Source organism: Erwinia sp. SLM-02 (genome assembly GCF_037450285.1).
Taxonomy (GTDB): Bacteria; Pseudomonadota; Gammaproteobacteria; order Enterobacterales; family Enterobacteriaceae; genus Erwinia.
Genome location: NZ_JAQISN010000001.1, coordinates 1780837 through 1798256 on the forward strand (window position 1 = coordinate 1780837; position 17420 = coordinate 1798256).

General features: G+C 58.9%; 18 protein-coding genes. 8 read left to right on the forward strand and 10 right to left on the reverse strand.

The window, feature by feature from the left end:
• Positions 1 to 69: 69 nt before the first annotated feature.
• A complete protein-coding gene (locus PGH32_RS08250; RefSeq protein ID WP_337893751.1) occupies positions 70 to 1443 on the forward strand; it encodes a carbohydrate porin in 1374 nt (457 codons plus the stop codon).
• A gap of 88 nt (positions 1444 to 1531) precedes the next feature.
• Here the strand turns inward: PGH32_RS08250 and licT are convergent, their stop codons facing one another.
• The gene (licT, locus tag PGH32_RS08255; RefSeq protein WP_314424885.1) at positions 1532 to 2398 is read right to left on the reverse strand and encodes a BglG family transcription antiterminator LicT; all 867 of its coding nucleotides are present in this window, start codon (positions 2396 to 2398) and stop codon (positions 1532 to 1534) included.
• A 335-nt stretch (positions 2399 to 2733) separates the two neighbouring features.
• On the opposite strand from licT, the gene PGH32_RS08260 reads away from it, so the two are divergent.
• Both PGH32_RS08260 and PGH32_RS08265 read left to right on the forward strand, forming a co-directional pair.
• Positions 2734 to 2991, forward strand: coding sequence for a DUF1902 domain-containing protein (locus tag PGH32_RS08260; protein WP_337893752.1), 258 nt, complete (start codon positions 2734 to 2736; stop codon positions 2989 to 2991).
• A gap of 3 nt (positions 2992 to 2994) precedes the next feature.
• On the forward strand, positions 2995 to 3192 hold the full coding sequence (locus tag PGH32_RS08265; protein ID WP_337893753.1) for a type II toxin-antitoxin system HicA family toxin: 198 nt from the start codon (positions 2995 to 2997) through the stop codon (positions 3190 to 3192).
• A gap of 252 nt (positions 3193 to 3444) precedes the next feature.
• Here PGH32_RS08265 and PGH32_RS08270 read toward each other — a convergent pair whose 3' ends face one another.
• Positions 3445 to 5064, reverse strand: coding sequence for a peptide ABC transporter substrate-binding protein (locus tag PGH32_RS08270; RefSeq protein ID WP_337893754.1), 1620 nt, complete (start codon positions 5062 to 5064; stop codon positions 3445 to 3447).
• Positions 5065 to 5270: 206 nt separating this feature from the next.
• Between PGH32_RS08270 and mpaA the strand changes: the two genes are divergently transcribed.
• Entirely contained in the window at positions 5271 to 5978 is a 708-nt protein-coding gene (gene mpaA, locus PGH32_RS08275; RefSeq protein WP_314424890.1) for a murein tripeptide amidase MpaA, read from the forward strand.
• Here mpaA and ycjG read toward each other — a convergent pair.
• The gene (gene ycjG, locus PGH32_RS08280; RefSeq protein ID WP_337893755.1) at positions 5958 to 6941 is read right to left on the reverse strand and encodes an L-Ala-D/L-Glu epimerase; all 984 of its coding nucleotides are present in this window, start codon (positions 6939 to 6941) and stop codon (positions 5958 to 5960) included. The two genes, mpaA and ycjG, sit on opposite strands and share 21 nt — an antisense overlap.
• Positions 6942 to 7059: 118 nt before the next feature.
• On the opposite strand from ycjG, the gene tpx reads away from it, so the two are divergent.
• Complete coding sequence (gene tpx / locus PGH32_RS08285; RefSeq protein WP_105594706.1) at positions 7060 to 7563, forward strand: thiol peroxidase; 504 nt, start codon at positions 7060 to 7062, stop codon at positions 7561 to 7563.
• A 57-nt stretch (positions 7564 to 7620) separates the two neighbouring features.
• On the opposite strand, the gene tyrR is transcribed toward tpx, so the two are convergent.
• From tyrR to pspA, 7 genes are all read right to left on the reverse strand, one after another.
• Positions 7621 to 9186, reverse strand: coding sequence for a transcriptional regulator TyrR (gene tyrR, locus PGH32_RS08290; protein ID WP_314424894.1), 1566 nt, complete (start codon positions 9184 to 9186; stop codon positions 7621 to 7623).
• 113 nt (positions 9187 to 9299) lie between these two features.
• Positions 9300 to 10355 (reverse strand): YcjF family protein, encoded by a 1056-nt coding sequence (locus tag PGH32_RS08295; protein ID WP_337893756.1) that lies wholly within the window; start codon positions 10353 to 10355, stop codon positions 9300 to 9302.
• Positions 10352 to 11749 carry a YcjX family protein gene (locus PGH32_RS08300; protein WP_314424898.1) on the reverse strand — a complete coding sequence of 466 codons (1398 nt, stop codon included), beginning with the start codon at positions 11747 to 11749 and terminating at the stop codon, positions 10352 to 10354. The genes PGH32_RS08295 and PGH32_RS08300 overlap by 4 nt, the downstream gene beginning before the upstream one ends.
• 52 nt (positions 11750 to 11801) lie before the next feature.
• Complete coding sequence (pspD, locus tag PGH32_RS08305; protein ID WP_314424900.1) at positions 11802 to 12032, reverse strand: phage shock protein PspD; 231 nt, start codon at positions 12030 to 12032, stop codon at positions 11802 to 11804.
• Positions 12033 to 12059: 27 nt separating this feature from the next.
• Complete coding sequence (gene pspC / locus PGH32_RS08310) at positions 12060 to 12410, reverse strand: envelope stress response membrane protein PspC (protein ID WP_314424902.1); 351 nt, start codon at positions 12408 to 12410, stop codon at positions 12060 to 12062.
• Positions 12407 to 12634 carry an envelope stress response membrane protein PspB gene (gene pspB / locus PGH32_RS08315; RefSeq protein ID WP_314424904.1) on the reverse strand — a complete coding sequence of 76 codons (228 nt, stop codon included), beginning with the start codon at positions 12632 to 12634 and terminating at the stop codon, positions 12407 to 12409. Before pspB ends, pspC begins: the two co-directional genes overlap by 4 nt.
• Before the next feature lie 35 nt (positions 12635 to 12669).
• A complete protein-coding gene (pspA, locus tag PGH32_RS08320) occupies positions 12670 to 13335 on the reverse strand; it encodes a phage shock protein PspA (RefSeq protein ID WP_314424906.1) in 666 nt (221 codons plus the stop codon).
• Positions 13336 to 13522: 187 nt separating this feature from the next.
• Between pspA and pspF the strand changes: the two genes are divergently transcribed.
• The 3 genes from pspF to sapB all read left to right on the forward strand — a co-directional run bounded on the left by pspF (position 13523) and on the right by sapB (position 17409).
• Entirely contained in the window at positions 13523 to 14512 is a 990-nt protein-coding gene (gene pspF, locus PGH32_RS08325; RefSeq protein ID WP_443112747.1) for a phage shock protein operon transcriptional activator, read from the forward strand.
• Positions 14513 to 14818: 306 nt separating this feature from the next.
• Positions 14819 to 16447 carry an ABC transporter substrate-binding protein SapA gene (gene sapA / locus PGH32_RS08330; RefSeq protein ID WP_314424908.1) on the forward strand — a complete coding sequence of 543 codons (1629 nt, stop codon included), beginning with the start codon at positions 14819 to 14821 and terminating at the stop codon, positions 16445 to 16447.
• Positions 16444 to 17409: a putrescine export ABC transporter permease SapB gene (gene sapB, locus PGH32_RS08335; RefSeq protein ID WP_314424910.1), complete on the forward strand. Its 966-nt coding sequence runs from the start codon at positions 16444 to 16446 to the stop codon at positions 17407 to 17409. The genes sapA and sapB overlap by 4 nt, the downstream gene beginning before the upstream one ends.
• Positions 17410 to 17420: the final 11 nt, after the last annotated feature.

The window sequence follows — 17420 nt, forward strand, 5'->3', positions numbered from 1 at the left end:
ATCACTGTTCCGCAATAACGGGAACAGGGGGCGTTGTCGTGCCCTGAACCTCCATAACGAATATAAAAAATGAACAATATCTCTCTGTGTTTTAATAATAAGAACCGCCTCGCGCTACTGACTCTTGCTGCCGGCCTGTGCGCCTCTGCCGCGCACGCGCAGGAATGGAACGGCACCGCGCTGGGCTTTCAGGCACCGCAGGAAGGGCTGCTGGGGGACATGCTGGGTATTCGCCCCATTCTGGAAGAGAACGGCTTCCATTATAATTTGGGTTATTTAAGCCAGGTCTCCTATAACGCCGGCGGCGGATATAACCACGATAAACATGCCGCCTATATCGACCAGTTTTCATTAACCTTCGCCCAGGATTTAGAAACCCTGACCGGTATTCCCGACGCCAAAATCGAAGGGAATATTGTTAATCGCAACCATAACGACAGCCTGACCAATAAGCGATTAAAAGATGACAGGGTGAATTTCAATGATATTTCACAGGAGAGCTACGGCGGCCAGTCTATTACCCGCCTCGGCTGGCTGACCTTCTCGCGCACCTTTGATGACCGTCGCCTGCAGTGGCGCATCGGCATGATGAATAAAAACCAGGATTTCGACCAGATTATCCCCTGCGATTTCCAGCTGCTGTCGCAGTGCGGCGGCAAGTCCGCCAACTCAATGACCTGGTACAACTGGAACGTTCACTACTGGGGAACCACCCTGCAATATAAGCTGACCGATGAGCTGACCCTCAAAGGCGGGATCATGGAGCAGAACCCCGACGCCACCGCCCGTAACCACGCCTGGAGCTGGTCAACGAAAGGCAGCAAAGGCATGCTGCTGCCGGTGGAGCTGGAGCTGAAGACCCACGTTAACGATCTGCCGGGGATCTACAACGTCGGGGTGCTGTTTACCAACGCGAAGCAGTACGATCTTTACGCAGGCAAATCGCAGTCGCGCGGAGCCGACGACCCGGAGGGCTACCGCAGCTACAATCGTACCTGGTTCCTTTACACCGGCTTCAACCAGCAGCTGACCCGCCACGCCGATGATGCCACGCGCGGCCTGAGTACCTCATGGAGCCTCGGCCTCAGCGACCAGCGCAGCAACTATATGCACGCAACGCTGGCCGGTTCCCTGCGCTACCACGGCCTGTTCGATGCGCGCCCGGATGACTGGATCGGTTTCGGCGCCAGCTATATCAAAATGAGCGATCGCTATCGCGACAATCAGCAGGCGTTGAACGACATTCAGGGCGTAGACGATTACGGCAACCCGCTGTACAGCCCGCTGCCCGGCCACTCGGTGAATGCGGAGCTGTACTATCGCCTGCGCGTGACCTCCTGGCTGGAGCTGCAGCCCGCGCTGCAGTACTGGCATCGCCCCGGCGGCCTGAAAGAGACTCAGGATGCCTGGGTTACCGGACTGAAAACGGTGGTCACGTTCTGATCGACGCCGTCTTTATCTGAGTCATAAAAAAACGGGTGCTGACGTCAAAGTCAGCACCCGTTTTCGTTATCAGCCTCTGCCGCTCACATCAGGCTTCGTCGTCGCTCTCACCGAGCGCCAGCGTCTCCTTGCGCACCCGCTCGATATGAATGGTCAGGAACATGCGCTCTTCACTGCCCAGCTTGTACTGGTAGTTCTTAATAATGTGGCGATCGATTTTATCCACGCACTTATAGGCCTGCGGGTAGCGATCGCGGACCACATCGTGCAGGGACTCATCATCGCTGTAGACGCCGCGTTTGCCGAGCATGCGCTGGGAGAAAAACTTCAGGTGGGTCACAAAGCGGTTGTAGCTGAGGGAATCCGTCTGGTAGTCCAGCTGCAGCTGATATTTCACGATATGCAGGATCTCCTGCATAAATTTGGTGATATGCATCACCGCGGGCATTTCGCTGTCCAGCTGCGCGTTGACCAGATGCAGGGCAATAAATCCCGCCTCATCGTCGCTCATCCGCACCTTCAGGCGCTTTTCGATGATCTCCAGCGCGGCCAGGCCAATGCCGTACTCCTTCGGATACAGGCTGCGGATCTCCCACTGCAGCACGTTACGGATCGGCAGATTCTGCTGATGGCGGACCAGGGCAAAATGGATATGATCGGTCAGCGCAATCGCGATCTGCCCTTCGTGAAGTGCCGTACCCAGCTGCTCACGCGCCAGCGCGATCACGCACTCGCTGGTAATCACCACTTCAATGGGGATTTCAGACAGCAGCTCGCTTAAACGACCGGTCAGCTCACGGCTTTTCAGGGCAAAGGTTTTCTCCACCAGCGCGGGATCCAGATCCTCGCCCGCACGTTTCTTAAACGCCAGACCGCGCCCCATCACCACCTGCTCATTACCGTGCTCGTCGTGAATTATCACCACGTTATTATTTAATACTTTCGCTATTTTCATTTCCCGGCCCGAAAACAAAAAAACCTGACCGCCGGAAAATCCGACAATCAGGTTTTGCCTGTATGATTACAGTAACAATCCAGTCCCGCTACGATAATGGATAGATAGCGAGTCTCAAGTTCCTGACGACCGAAGTGTGATGCAACTCCCGAATTAGCGGCCCGGTGCTGAATCATATGCGCCGCGCATCAATCCTGCGATACCTCACCCCACTTGCGATTTGCCCATTATTGGGTACTATTACCAGACTGGTAACACCTTGCAGGGCGTTACTAACTTACTTCTACCCAATGTTCTTTGCAGAATCGGTTCTGACAGGGCACTGGAGGTTTTAAATGAATACTGCATCTGTTATCAAATTTCCTCAATCGTTCAACGTTAGTGTCTGCCACGATTCAGAAGAAGGCGTCTGGGTGGCAGAGTGTGAAGATCTCGGTCTGGTTACTGAGGCACCCACTTATGAAGAGCTGACCCAGCGCGTATGGGAAATTGCCCCAGACCTGTATCGAATGAACGGTCTTGGCGAAAACCCTGAGCATCTCTGCCTTTCGTTCAATCATGAACAATCTTATTCGGAAAGAATTGCTCTCTGAATCATGGGAACCGGACTGTATCCAAAGCTAACGGAACTGCTGTCGTCTGCGGGTTGCTTCCTCGACCGGCAGGGCAAGGGCAGCCATGAAATATGGTACAGCCCTGTTACACAGAAAAAATTCTCTGTGCCGTATACCATCGTTTCGAAACATACTGCAAATGGCATTTTGAAACAGGCAGGTATCGAAAAAGCTTTCTGACATCAGGTCACGCAGCAGGGAATTTCTTTATCCGTATGTGATCCTGCTGTTGAACGATGGCTCAACTCCTCTTGTTCAGCAACCTCATCAAGTTTCGCTACGACAGGGCATCAGGGTCAGACACCTTGTAAACCCTTCGGCGTTTCAGCCTCTTCTGCTGCTAATCGTTATAACGAGAAAGGCCACCAGCAAATACTGATGGCCCCTGAGTTTCTCAATCGTTGCCGATCGTCTTTGAGTGCTGGTTAATCACTAGTGCTTGAGAATATACATCGTCCGGCTGTAGGCGACGTCTTCCGGATTGGTAATCGGATATCCCTTCACGTACGGCTTGATCAGCCGCCCGTTGGTGTACTGATAAATCGGCGCTATCGGCGCGCGTTCGGCAATCATCTGCTCGGCACGGTTATAGTCGTCGTTGCGCGCTTTGACACTGGTTTCCCGGCTGGCTTTCTCCATCAGGGCATCGTATTCCGGACTTTTAAAGCGGGCGATATTGCCGCTGTGGGCGGAGGTCAGCAGGCTGAGGAACGTGGACGGTTCGTTATAGTCGCCGACCCAGGAGGCGCGGATAATGTCGAAGTTGCCGCTGTTGCGGCTGTCGATGTAGGTTTTCCACTCCTGATTCTGCAGCTTGACGTTGACCCCCAGATTTTTCTTCCACATCGACGCCACGGCAATGGCGATTTTCTGGTGCGTTTCAGAAGAGTTATACAGCAGGGTCAGGTCCAGCGGCTTCGACGGCCCGTACCCCGCCGCCGCCAGCAGGGATTTGGCCTGGGCGTTGAGATCGGCCTGGCTGTGCTGCTGCAGGAAGCTTTCCTTCGGCGTAAATCCGGCGGTCACGTCCGGGGTAAAGTGCCATGCCGGTTTTTCGCCGGTGCCCAGTACCTTTTCGGCAATGATTTTACGATCGATACTCCACGAAAGCGCCTGCCGCACGCGCACGTCCGCCGTCGGTCCCTTCTGGGTATTGAAGGCGTAATAGTAGGTGCCCAGCTGATCCGGGGTATAGACCTCGCCCGGCAGCTGTTTCTTCAGCAGGCCGTACAGCTCTTTCGGGAAGGATTCGGTGATATCGATATCCCCGGCGCGATAGCGTTTGGTGGCGCTCGACTCTTCGCTGATCGGCACAAAGGTGACTTTGTTCAGCACCGAGTGGGCGTTGTCCCAGTAGTGGGTGTTGCGCACCAGCACCAGCTTTTCATTCACCACGCGGCTTTCCAGCTGATACGCGCCGTTGCCGACCAGATTGCCGGGGCGCGTCCACTGGTCGCCGAACTGTTCAACGACTTTCTTCGGCACCGGGAACAGGCTGAAATTCGCCGTCAGGCTGACGAAGTACGGCACCGGTTTATCCAGCGTCACCTTCAGGTGGGTGGCGTCGGTTGCCGTCACCCCCAGTTTGTCCGGCGTCATCGTCCCCTTCACGATCGCACCGGCGTTTTCAATGCCCGCCAGTTCGGCAAACCACGCGAAGGTCGAGGTGTTTTTCGGATCGACCAGCCGCTGCCAGCTGTAGACAAAATCGTCGGCGGTGACCGGGTCGCCGTTGGACCAGCGGGCATCCTTACGCAGGGTAAAGATCCAGGTTTTGTTATCGTTGCTTTGCCACGCCGTGGCCACGCCGGGAATGATTTTGCCGCTGGCATCCTGACTGGTCAGCCCTTCAAACAGATCGCGGATCACCGGGATTTCAGGCAGGCCAACGGCCTTGACCGGATCCAGAGAGGCCGGTTCATCTTTTATATGGCGCACGATTTCCTGGCTGGCGGCCAGCTGGGTGCCGGGGGGGACGTCGGCAGCACGCGCGGCAGTGGAGATACACAGCGCCAGCACGGCGAGCGCGGGAACAGAAAAAGCCTTCTTCATTAAGACATCCTTAGCTGTCAGCAGCAGATGATAAGCGGCGGGTCTGAAATATTGCAGAAACTGTAGCGCAGTTTGTCGCGGAACAGGCATATTTTTCAACGGGCTGTGTCAAAAGCCTCACTTTTTTCTTTTTATCCCTGCCGCCCAGCTCTGCTACGCTGATTTGAGTATAGTGTCAGCCTGACGCACTTTTTCTGGAGCCCAATATGTCGTTACTTCATCCCCGCCCGCTGCGCGGCCGCCTGGACACCAACGGGAAACAGTACGGTCAGTCGCTGCTCGGCGCGCCGCTGCTGTGGTTCCCGGCTCCGGCCGCCGATGAGGAGAGCGGGTTAATCCTCGCCGGCACCCACGGCGATGAGACCGCCGCGGTGGTCACGCTGTCCTGCGCCATGCGCTCCCTGCAGGACCGGCACCGACGCCATCACGTGGTGCTGGCGGTGAATCCCGACGGCTGCCAGCTGGGCCTGCGCGCCAATGCCAACGGCGTTGACCTTAACCGCAACTTCCCGGCGGCCAACTGGAAAAACGGCGACACGGTCTATCGCTGGAACAGCGCGGCGGAGGAACGGGACGTGCTGCTGTCAACCGGCGATCGCGCCGGTTCAGAACCGGAGACGCAGGCGCTGTGCCAGCTGATCCATCAGCTGAAACCACAGTGGATCGTCACCTTCCACGAACCGCTGGCCTGCATTGAGGATCCGCATGAAAGCCCGCTGGGGCACTGGCTGGCAGAACAGACCGCTTTGCCTCTGGTCACCAGCGTCGGCTACGCCACGCCCGGTTCGTTCGGCAGCTGGTGTGCCGACCTCAACCTGCCCTGCATCACTGCGGAGCTGCCGCCGGTTTCAGCCGATGAGGCCACCGAACGCTACCTGGCGGCGATGGTGGCGCTACTGCGCTGGCACCCGTGACAGCTCGATGCGCCCACAGCTGAAAGGCAGGGCGGGATCCGCATCGACCGCCAGCCAGGTCGGGCCGTCGAGGTCCACAAAGCGGGCCTTCGGTGCCAGCGGCAGCGCGGCGCGAATGGCGCGAGAGGTGCAGAGCATACAGCCGAGCATGATCTCAAAGCCCTGGCGGCGCGCGTCCTCCGCCAGCGCCAGCGCTTCAGTCAGCCCGCCGGTTTTATCCAGTTTGATGTTGACCATCTCGTAGCGGCCGCTCAGCCCCGGCAGATCCTGCCGCGTATGGCAGCTCTCATCGGCACAGATCGGCAGCGGATGAATAAAGTTTTCCAGCGCGGCATCTTCCCCTGCGGGCAGCGGCTGTTCCAGCATCGCCACGCCGAGGTCGGCCAGCAGCTGGCAGCGTGCCGCCAGGCCTTCCGCGTGCCAGGACTCATTGGCATCAATAATCAGCGTCGCATCGGGAACCGCCGCGCGGATGGCGACCAGACGTTCGGCAATCAGATGATTATCCAGCTTGATTTTTAACAGTCTGGCCCCGTTCTGCCACAGCGCCAGCGCGCTGCTGGCCATCATTTCCGGCACGTCGATGCTGACGGTCTGCGCCATATCAATCACCGGCGGTGCCTGTTCCCCGGCAAGCTGCCACAGGCTGCGCTGCTCTCGCAGTGATTCCAGCTGCCACAGCGCGCTGTCGACGGCGTTGCGCGCCGCGCCGGCGGGCAGCACCTGCTGGAGCTGTTCGCGGGTCATGCCCTGCTCAAGCTGCGGGATGATGCGGCTAATCAGCGCCATCACCGATTCTTCACTCTCGCCGTAGCGCGGATAGGGCGAACACTCGCCCTGCACCCTGACGCCCTGCTCTTCCAGTTCAACCACTACCACGCCCACCTCGTTGCGGGTGCCGCGGGCGATGACGAACGGCGTATGCAACGGCCAGCTCTCCGGATAGACCTTCACTGCTCTCATGCTCATGTCCTTATACGCTCTGGGCTTTTAATTTTGTTATCGTTTTTTACTGTCTCATCGCTTCAGCATGGCATACACTGAAAGCGTTTAAACACCATTAACATTAAAAGGATAGTCTATGTCTCAGACCGTACATTTTCAGGGTAACCCGGTTTCCGTTGACGGCCAGATCCCTGGTCCTGGCCAGAGCGCGAAACCCTTTACCCTGGTCGCGAAAGACCTTGCTGATGTCTCTCTTTCGCAGTACGCAGGTAAACGTAAGGTGCTGAATATCTTCCCAAGTATTGATACCGGCGTGTGCGCGGCATCAGTACGCAAATTTAACCAGCTGGCTAACGATCTGGACAACACCGTGGTGCTGTGCATTTCTGCCGATCTGCCGTTTGCACAGTCCCGCTTCTGCGGATCTGACGGCCTGAGCAACGTGGTCACCCTGTCCACCCTGCGCGGCGGCGAGTTCAAGAAAGACTACGGCGTGGCGATTGCTGAAGGCCCGCTGGCCGGTCTGACTGCCCGCGCGGTGGTGGTACTGGATGAGCAGGACAACGTGCTGTACAGCGAGCTGGTGAATGAAATCACCACCGAGCCGAACTACGACGCGGCGCTGGCTGCACTGAAGTAAGTCTGTTGCAGGCCAGCCGCCCGGCTGGCCTGATGTTGTCCCCGACTGCCCGCTTAACTACTCGCTTTCCGTTTTTTTCTGGCTCAGGCCATATTCACGCAGCTTATTGGCAATCGCGGTATGCGATACGCCGAGTCTTTTCGCCAGCTTGCGCGTGCTGGGATAGGAGAGATAAAGACGGGTCAGCACCGAGCGCTCAAAGCGGCTGGTGATTTCGTCCAGCGAGCCTTCAATCGCATCGTCAGCCAGCGGCATTTCCATCGCGTACTCGGGTAACGCGATATCCTGCGGCCGCAGTTCATAGCCCTCCAGCTGGGCCAGCGCACGATAGAGCGCATTTTTCAGCTGGCGCACATTGCCCGGCCAGGTGTATCGCGTCAGGAACCCGTTCAGCTGCGGCGACAGTTTCGGCCTCGCCATCCCCTGCTCATCGGCAAAGCGCGCCACGAACATCTCAGTCAGCGGCAGGATGTCCTGCGGGCGATCGCGCAGCGGCGGCAGATTCAGCGTCAGCACGTTCAGCCGGTAAAACAGGTCCTCGCGGAACTCCCCGCGCTGCACCAGCTCCATCAGGTTTCGCTGGGTCGCGCAGATCACCCGCACGTCCACGTGCACCTCGTGCTCTTCGCCCACCCGGCGGAAGGTGCCGTCGTTAAGGAAACGCAGCAGCTTGGTCTGCATTCGCGGCGACATTTCACCGATTTCGTCCAGCAGCACCGACCCGCCGCTGGCCTGTTCGAAGAAGCCCTTTTTCCCCTCAAGCGCATTGGGATAGGCCCCCGCCGCGTGGCCGAACAGCTCGCTTTCGGCCACATCGTCCGGCAGCGACGCGCAGTTCAGGGCCAGGAACGGCTTTTTCCCGCGCGCGCTGCGCAGGTGGCAGGCGCGGGCCAGCATATCTTTGCCGGTGCCGGTATCGCCGACGATCAGCAGCGGTGCATCCAGCATCGCCAGCTTGCGCGCCTGATCGACCACCTGGCGCATTTTACTGCTCACCGCGACGATGTGCTGGAATTCGCTGTCATCGTTCACCGCCAGATTTTGCAGCTGCTGCCCCATGCGGGCGGTCGATTTCAGCAACACCACCGCTCCGGCGGGGGTGGTGGCATTATTTTCCTCATCCCGGGCGTAGATGGGCGTCACCTCCATCAGGAAGTCGCGACCCTGCAGCACCACGTGGTGCGCCTGCGCCTCAATGCGCTCACTTTCCAGCCAGCGCTGAAAGTTAAATCCGGGGATCAGCGCGCCCGCGCTGTAGTTACGCATTTTCTCTTCATTGAGATCGAACAGCGACTGCGCCGCCGGGTTGGCCAGCTCAACCTTACTTTTTAAATCAATCGAGAAGACCGGCTCCGGGAGGGCGACAAGCAGCGCGCTCAGCGCGCGGTGCTCGCGCTCGGACGGCAGAAAGTTGACCGTACGCACGTCGGTCACGCCGGGGATACGGCGGATTTCCGCCATCAGCTGACTGAACTGTTCAAAGCTGATGGTGGAAAAGTTCAGATAGATGCGGCCGATAGCGGCAATTTCGATTCCGCGCAGATCGATGCTGCGTTCTACCAGCAGATCCAGCAGTTCACGGGTCAGACCAATTCGGTCCTGGCAAAATACTTCGAGACGCATGGATGTAAACCCTTATTGTTGCGGTGTCCGGCACTGCCACAATAATACGCTATCCCACGGCTTCTCAGAAGTATTCTGTCAGGAAAAGTTGACAGCAACTGTAATCAGCCGTGTTATTTTTCCCGCTCGGGTGACCGTTTCAGGCTCTCTTTCAGCTGGCCTATCAGCTCGCGACGGAAGTCACCCAGCCGGGGTTTGTCATCTTCCAGCCACGGCAGCGGGCGGCAAAGCTCCATCGCTTTAATGCCAAGACGAGCGGTGAGCAGCCCGGCACCAATGCCCTGCGCGGCGCGCGCCGACAGGCGGGCGGCCAGATCCTGTGACATCCAGTCCATGCCGACTTCCCGCACCAGCTCCGAGGCCCCGGCAAAGGCGATGTTCAGCAGCACCAGTTTAAACAGACGCAGGCGGCTGAAGTAGCCCAGTTCAATGCCGTACAGCTGGGCGATGCGATTGACCAGCCGCAGATTGCGCCAGGCGATAAACGCCATATCCACCAGCGCCAGCGGGCTGACGGCGATCATCAGCGTTGATTCCGCGGCGCAGAGGCTGATTTCGCGCCGCGCCTGACGGTCCAGCTGCGGCTGAACCAGCCGGGCGTAGAGCGCCACCACTTCACTGTCATTGTGGGTTTCGTGCAGCGAGGCCTGCCAGCGCTGTAACGCCGGGTTGCCATTGTCCAGCCCCGCCTGCTGCGCCAGCTTTTCACAGAAGGCGCGGGCTTTGCCCATGCCACGGCTCTGCAACAGTTCGCGGCCCGTATCGCGCTCGGTCGCCCGCTCGCGCAGGCGGTACAGCCGACGCCATTCAACCATCAGCGATCCTGCTCCGGCGGCGACAATCAGCCCGCCGGCCACGCTGCCGCCGAGGGCAATCCAGTCCTGTGCGATCCACGCCTGATGGGTCCACTGCACGCCCTGCGCCACCACGCTGATGCCAAACAGCCCCAGCCCGGCGGTCACCATTTTGCGCCACAGGCTGCGTTTAGGCCGCAGCGCGGCTTCCACCGCCAGCTCGCCCGCGCTCTCTTCCTGTACGTCAACGTCCTGCTCGACGGCGACGAACCTGTCCTGCTGTTCGCCAAATTCCTGCTGCTGCCGCAGGATCGTCGCCTGCTCCCGGGCCAGCGGCTCGGCAAAATCCATGCGCGGTTTAATGGGTGTACTCATCGCAGTTTATCTCCCAGTAAAAATTCCAGCGCGGCATCCATACGGATATGCGGCAACGGCCTGTCGATATCCAGCGCCTGCGGGCGGAACTGCTCAAAATGAAAACCCTGCTGCTGCCAGAAGGCGCTGCCGGGGAGACGGGGCGGCACTTCGCCCGGATAGACCGTCAGCGGCACGCCGTCCGCCAGTCGGTGACCGCGTAACGCCGGAATGCTCTCCCCCTGATGCTCAACGTAGCCGCTCTGCGTGGCCTGCACCGAGGCCAGACCCACGCAGTCCATGGTAATACCTTCAAAGGCGGCGTTTTGCCAGGCGTCCTGCACCAGCTGTTGCAGCAGTGACACCAGGTTGGCGTGCTGATCGGCGGTAACGTGATCGGATTTGGTGGCGGCGAACAGCAGCTTGTCGATCACCGGTGAAAACATCCGGCGAAACAGCGTGCGCTGGCCGTAGGAGAAGCTTTGCATCAGCTGGGTCAGCGCCAGCCGCATGTCGTTAAATGCCTGCGGCCCGCTGTTCAGCGGCTGCAGACAGTCGACCAGCACGATCTGGCGGTCAAAGCGCAGGAAGTGATTTTTATAGAAATCCTTCACCACGTGCTGGCAGTAGTACTGGTAGCGCGCGCGCAGCATGCCGATATTGCTGCCGGCATCCGCCTGCGCCAGTCGGGTTTCACCACCCTCCGCCACCTCCGGCCAGGGGAAAAACTGCAGCGCGGGAGCACCGGCCATTTCACCGGGCAGCACAAAGCGGCCGGGCTGAATAAAGTGCAGCCCTTCCTGCTTGCAGCGCTGCAGGTATTCGGTCCACGCGGCGGCAATCTCCGCCAGCCGGTTTTCATCCGCCGGGGCGAGCGGATCCAGCCCGGCGGTAAGCTGCTGCCACTTCTGCGACCACAGGGCGCGGTCGCCCTGCAGCAGCCCGGTCATCTGGCGCGACCAGCTGAGATAATCCTGCGCCAGCATCGGCAGATCCAGCAGCCATTCGCCGGGGTAGTCAACGATTTCGAGATAAAGCGTGGAGGCATCGGTAAAGTGGCGCAGCAGCGAATCGCGCGAGCGGTAGCGCAGGGCCAGTCGCATTTCGCTGACGCCACGCGTCGGCGTCGGCCAGTCGGGCGGCGTGCCATGCAGCTGCGCCAGGCCTTCATCATAGGTAAAACGGGGGATGCCGAGATCGCGCTGCGGCACGCGCTTAACGCCCAGCAGCCGCTGTTCGCGCACGGCGGTAAACAGCGGCAGTCTGGCGTCCGTATTTACATTCAGAAGCTGGTTAACCAGCGAGGTGATAAAAGCGGTTTTACCGCTGCGGCTCAGGCCGGTAACGGCAAGGCGCAGATGGCGATCCACGCCGCGGTTCACCAGCGACATCAATTCATTTTGCAGTCGTTTCATCAGGAGCCAGCTACCTCAGGTGTTTAATTGTCCTTAGCTTAACACACTGGCGCTAGCGGGCCGGTTTCACCCACTTTGACACCGCACCGCGCATTACGCGGCGGATCAGCGGTTCCAGCGCCCACGCCAGCAGGATTTTCAGCGGTTTACGCGCCACGGATTTTACCGCCCATCCGCTCAGCCCGGCCGGGCCGTAGGTAATGGCGCTAATCAGTATAAATTTCCCTGCCTTGATCAGTGCGGGAGCAGCCTGATGACGCAGGGTCGATTTTCCGTGACGCATAATTTTCTCCACGTGATTGCAACACGATTAAAGCTGGCTGAAGCGGCTGCGCACGGTGAAAGTTTCCGACGTGACGTAGCGTTCCACCTCGCGCAGCTGCCGTTCGCCGCCGCGCAGTTCATCGCTGAGTTCGTCCAGCAGCTGCGCCGCATTTAACGGCGGCTGGTTATCCAGCTCGCTTTGCGGCATCTCGTCCAGCACCAGGGCCAGCGCCGCATAGGCGACCAGGGTAAACACAAACAGCCCGAAGAACATCGACAGCACCACAATTACCCGCACCAGCCGCACCGGAATATCCAGATAGTTGGCCACCCCGGCGCAGACGCCTTTGAGTTTGCCCTGCTGCGGAATACGGTAAAGCTTATGGCGGTGATTCATGGCTGCCTCCAGTTCGGATGCTCGGCGTCGAGAATCGCTTCCAGCGCCTGAATGCGTTCCCGCATTTTTTTCGCCTCGCCGGTCAGCTGCTGCAGTCGCTGCAGGTCGCCCTGTGACAGGTCGGCACCGCGATTCTGCCGGTTGCTGTAGTGCAGCCACAGCCAGATCGGCGCAACGAACAGCACGAAAATGGTTAACGGTATGGCAAGAAATAACGCGCTCATTGATTCTCCTTAATACAGGCCCGTTGACGGTTAGCTTACTCGCTGCGGTTCATTTTAGCTTTCAGAGCCGCCAGCTGCTGGCTGATTTCATCGTCCGCCTGCAGTTCAGCAAACTGCTGGTCGAGGGTTTTCGATTTGCCGAAGCTGTGGCTCTCGGCTTCCGCTTCCATATGGTCGATGCGGCGTTCAAACGATTCAAAGCGCGCCATAGCTTCATCAATTTTACCGCTGTCCAGTTGGCGACGAACGTCACGGGAAGAGGACGCGGCCTGGTGACGCAGGGTCAGCGCCTGCTGACGGGCGCGGGTTTCATTCAGTTTGTTTTCCAGCTCACCAATCTCGCCTTTCATCCGCGTCAGGCTCTCTTCCACCTGGCCGGATTCCTGCTGCAGTACGGCGATCAAATCGGTCAGTTTCTGCTTCTCGATCAGCGCGGCGCGGGCCAGATCGTCTTTCTCTTTGCTCAGCGCCAGCTCGGCCTTGTCCTGCCATTCCGCCTGCTGGGTTTCCGCCTGGTCAATGCGGCGCAGCAGCTGTTTCTTTTCGGCCAGCGCGCGGGCCGACGTGGTACGCACTTCCACCAGCGTATCTTCCATTTCCTGAATCATCAGGCGAACCAGCTTCTGTGGATCTTCGGCCTTTTCCAGCAGCGCGTTAATGTTGGCATTTACGATGTCGGCGAAACGAGAAAAAATTCCCATAATATAATCCTCTTAAATAAAACCCCGGCGTCTGCCGTTTAAGCACGTTGATTGTGCGGTACGGGAATACACTATTCAAAAGGCGTGCCAGTTTTTATGTTGTTGATTTTTAATGGTCAGGCGTATTTACAGCCGCTGGGCTAAACTCTACAGTGGTTAATCTCGCTAAATCCTGGTGAAATTCATTATGAGCGATCGTTCCGATACCCTGCTGGGTGAATCAAACAACTTTCTGGAAGTGCTGGAGCAGGTTTCCAGGCTCGCGCCGCTGAATAAGCCGGTGCTGGTGGTGGGTGAACGCGGGACGGGGAAAGAGCTGATTGCCAGCCGCCTGCACTACCTGTCAGCACGCTGGCAGGGGCCGTTTATTTCGCTGAACTGCGCGGCGCTGAATGAGAACCTGCTGGATTCCGAACTGTTCGGCCACGAGGCCGGGGCGTTTACCGGCGCACAGAAGCGCCACCTCGGCCGCTTTGAGCGGGCGGACGGCGGCACGCTGTTTCTCGACGAGCTGGCCACCGCGCCGATGCTGGTGCAGGAAAAATTGCTGCGGGTGATTGAATATGGCCATCTTGAACGCGTCGGCGGCAGCCAGCCGCTGCAGGTCAGCGTGCGTCTGGTCTGTGCGACCAATGACGATTTGCCACAGCTGGCGCGCGAGGGCAAATTCCGCGCGGACCTGCTTGACCGACTGGCGTTTGACGTGGTGCAGCTGCCGCCGATGCGCGAACGCCGCAGCGACATCCTGGTGATGGCACAGCACTTTGCCATGCAGATGTGCCGCGAGCTCGGCCTGCCGCTGTTTCCCGGTTTCTCATCCGCCGCGCAGCAGACGCTGCTGGCTTACGACTGGCCCGGCAACGTGCGTGAACTGAAAAACGTGGTGGAGCGCTCGGTTTACCGCCATGCGGACAGCGAGCGGCTGCTGGATACCATCATCATCAATCCCTTCAGCCCAACCGCCTCCGCCGCGCCCGCTGCAGAGCCCCCAGGCGATGCCCTGCCCGACCTGCCGTTTGATTTACGCCACTGGCAGCTGTGTCAGGAACGGGCGCTGGTGGAAAAAAGCCTCGCTCAGGCGCGCTTTAACCAGCGCCGGGCGGCAGAGCTGCTGGGCGTCAGCTACCATCAGCTGCGTGCGATGCTCAAAAAGCACGCCATCAGCGGGGATGAGTAACGGGCAAAAAAAAAGCCCACTCAAGGTGGGCTGAAAAATACTGGAAGCAATGTGAGCAATGTCGTGCTCTTCCCCGGTAGAGCCACCGGTGAAGCGCAAGGCAATAATAATCATTCTCACTTCTCTCTGTAAAGTACTTTGTTGAGAATTTTTCTCATTACCGCAGTAATATTGGGTGTATTTTGAACACCCCTGATAACAGTACGCTCTTTTAGCGGCGAATTAGCCGTCAGTTATCCCGCCGGGCTGTAGCCATTCGGCGAGAGTGCGGTACACTCTGCTTATGCCTTAAATATCAGACCAATTATGCGCAAATTATTTTCCACCCTGTTACTCAGCCTCGGCGTTTTCTCCGCCCAGGCGTGGTCCGCAACGCCCGGCGATATCCGCCAGAGCGGCTTTGTCTATTGCGTTAACGGCGTAATGAACACGTTTAATCCGCAAATGGCCAGCGGCGGGCTGGTGGTGGATACCCTTGCGGCCCAGTTTTACGATCGCCTGCTGGACGTTGACCCCTACACCTATCGGCTGATCCCCGAACTGGCCGAGAGCTGGGAGGTGCTGGATAACGGTGCCACCTACCGCTTCCATCTGCGCCAGAAAGTCGCCTTCCAGAAAACCGCGTGGTTTACGCCAACCCGGCCAATGAATGCCGATGATGTGGTGTTCAGCTTTGAGCGCGTCTTTAACCGCCAGCATCCCTGGCATAACGTCAACGGCGGCAGCTACCCGTATTTCGACAGCCTGCAGTTTTCCGACGCCGTTCAGAGCGTGAAGAAACTGGATAAAAATACCGTTGAAATCCGCCTGAACAGCCCGGACGCCTCGTTCCTCTGGCATCTTGCCACCCACTATGCGCCGGTGCTCTCCGCGGAATACGCCGATAAGCTGACCAAAAGCGATCGCCAGGAGCAGCTTGACCGCGAACCGATTGGCACCGGGCCGTTTATGCTCAGCGAGTATCGCGCCGGGCAGTACATTCGCCTGCAGCGTAATGAGAACTACTGGAAAGGCACGCCGCGCATGTCGCAGGTGGTGATCGATCTTGGCGCGGGCGGCACCGGGCGCTTATCCAAACTGCTGACCGGCGAGTGCGATGTGCTGGCCTATCCCGCCGCCAGCCAGCTTTCGATTCTGCGTGACGATCCGCGCCTGCGCCTCACGCTCCGCCCGGGGATGAATACCGCCTATCTGGCCTTTAATACCCGCAAGCCGCCGCTCGATCGGCCTGAAGTGCGCCAGGCACTGGCGCTGGGCATTAATAATGAACGTCTGATGGAGTCGATTTTTTACGGTACGGCGGAAACCGCCGCCTCAATTCTGCCGCGCGCTTCCTGGGCCTACGATACCGATGCGCGCATCACCCCGTATAACCCGGACCGGGCCAGAGAGGCACTGAAGGCGCTGGGGATCGAGAACCTTCACCTGACGCTGTGGGTTCCCTCCGCTTCGCAGGCGTGGAACCCCAGCCCGATGAAAACCGCCGAACTGCTGCAGGCCGATCTGGCGCAGATCGGTGTGCGGGTAACCATTGTGCAGGTTGACGGCCGCTTCCAGGAGGCGCGGCTGATGGAGATGAATCACGATCTGACCCTGACCGGCTGGTCAACCGACAGTAACGACCCCGACAGCTTCTTCCGGCCGTTACTGAGCTGTGCGGCGATTGCCTCGCAGACCAACTACGCCCACTGGTGTAATCCCGAGTTCGACGATCTGGTTCACCGGGCGCTGCTTTCCCAGCAGCTGGCCACCCGTATCGACTACTACGATCGCGCCCAGGCGCTGCTGGCTAAAGAGCTGCCGGTGCTGCCGCTGGCCTACTCACTGCGCCTGCAGGCCTACCGCCACGATATCAAAGGGCTGGTGCTGAGCCCGTTCGGCAATGCGTCGTTCGCCGGCGTCCATCGCGACAAGGGTGAGGAGGCTTCACCGTGATTATCTATACCCTGCGCCGCCTGGTGCTGTTTATCGTGACCCTGTTTATGCTGACGCTGATCGGCTTCAGCCTGAGCTATTTTACTCCCCATGCGCCGCTGCAGGGTGCCTCGCTGTTCGATGCCTGGACGTTCTGGTTCAAAGGCATTCTGCACCTCGATTTCGGCGTATCCAGCATTAACGGCCAGTCGATAAACCAGCAGTTGCGCGAGGTGTTTCCCGCCACGCTGGAACTGTGCTTTATGGCCTTTGCGCTGGCGATGCTGGTCGGCATCCCGCTGGGGATTGTCGCCGGGGTGATGCGCAACAAATGGCAGGACAAGCTGCTGAGCGCCATCGCGCTGCTGGGCTTCTCGCTGCCGGTATTCTGGCTGGCGCTGCTGCTGACGCTGTTTTTCTCGCTCAATCTCGGCTGGCTGCCGGTGTCCGGGCGCTTTGACCTGCTCTATCCGGTTAAAAATATTACCGGCTTCGCGCTGATTGATGCGTTTCTTTCCGACTCGCCGTGGCGGCATGAAATGATTGTCAGCGCGCTGCGTCATATGGTCCTGCCGGTCGCCGCGCTGTCGGTTGCGCCTACTACCGAAGTGATCCGCCTGCTGCGCATCAGCACCCGCGATGTGATGGAGCAGAACTACGTCAAGGCGGCAGCAACCCGCGGCCTGTCGCTGTTCACCATTATTCGCCGCCACGTGCTGCATAACGCCGTGCCGCCGGTGATCCCCCGCCTCGGGCTGCAGTTTTCCACCATGCTGACGCTGGCGATGATCACCGAGGTGGTTTTCAGCTGGCCGGGGCTGGGCCGCTGGCTGATTAACGCCATTCGGCAGCAGGATTACGCGGCGATCTCCGCCGGGGTAATGGTGGTCGGCGCGCTGGTGATCGCGGTAAACGTGCTGGCCGATATTCTCGGGGCGATGACCAACCCGCTGAAGCATAAGGAATGGTATGCCCTACGCTAGGGTATAAATTC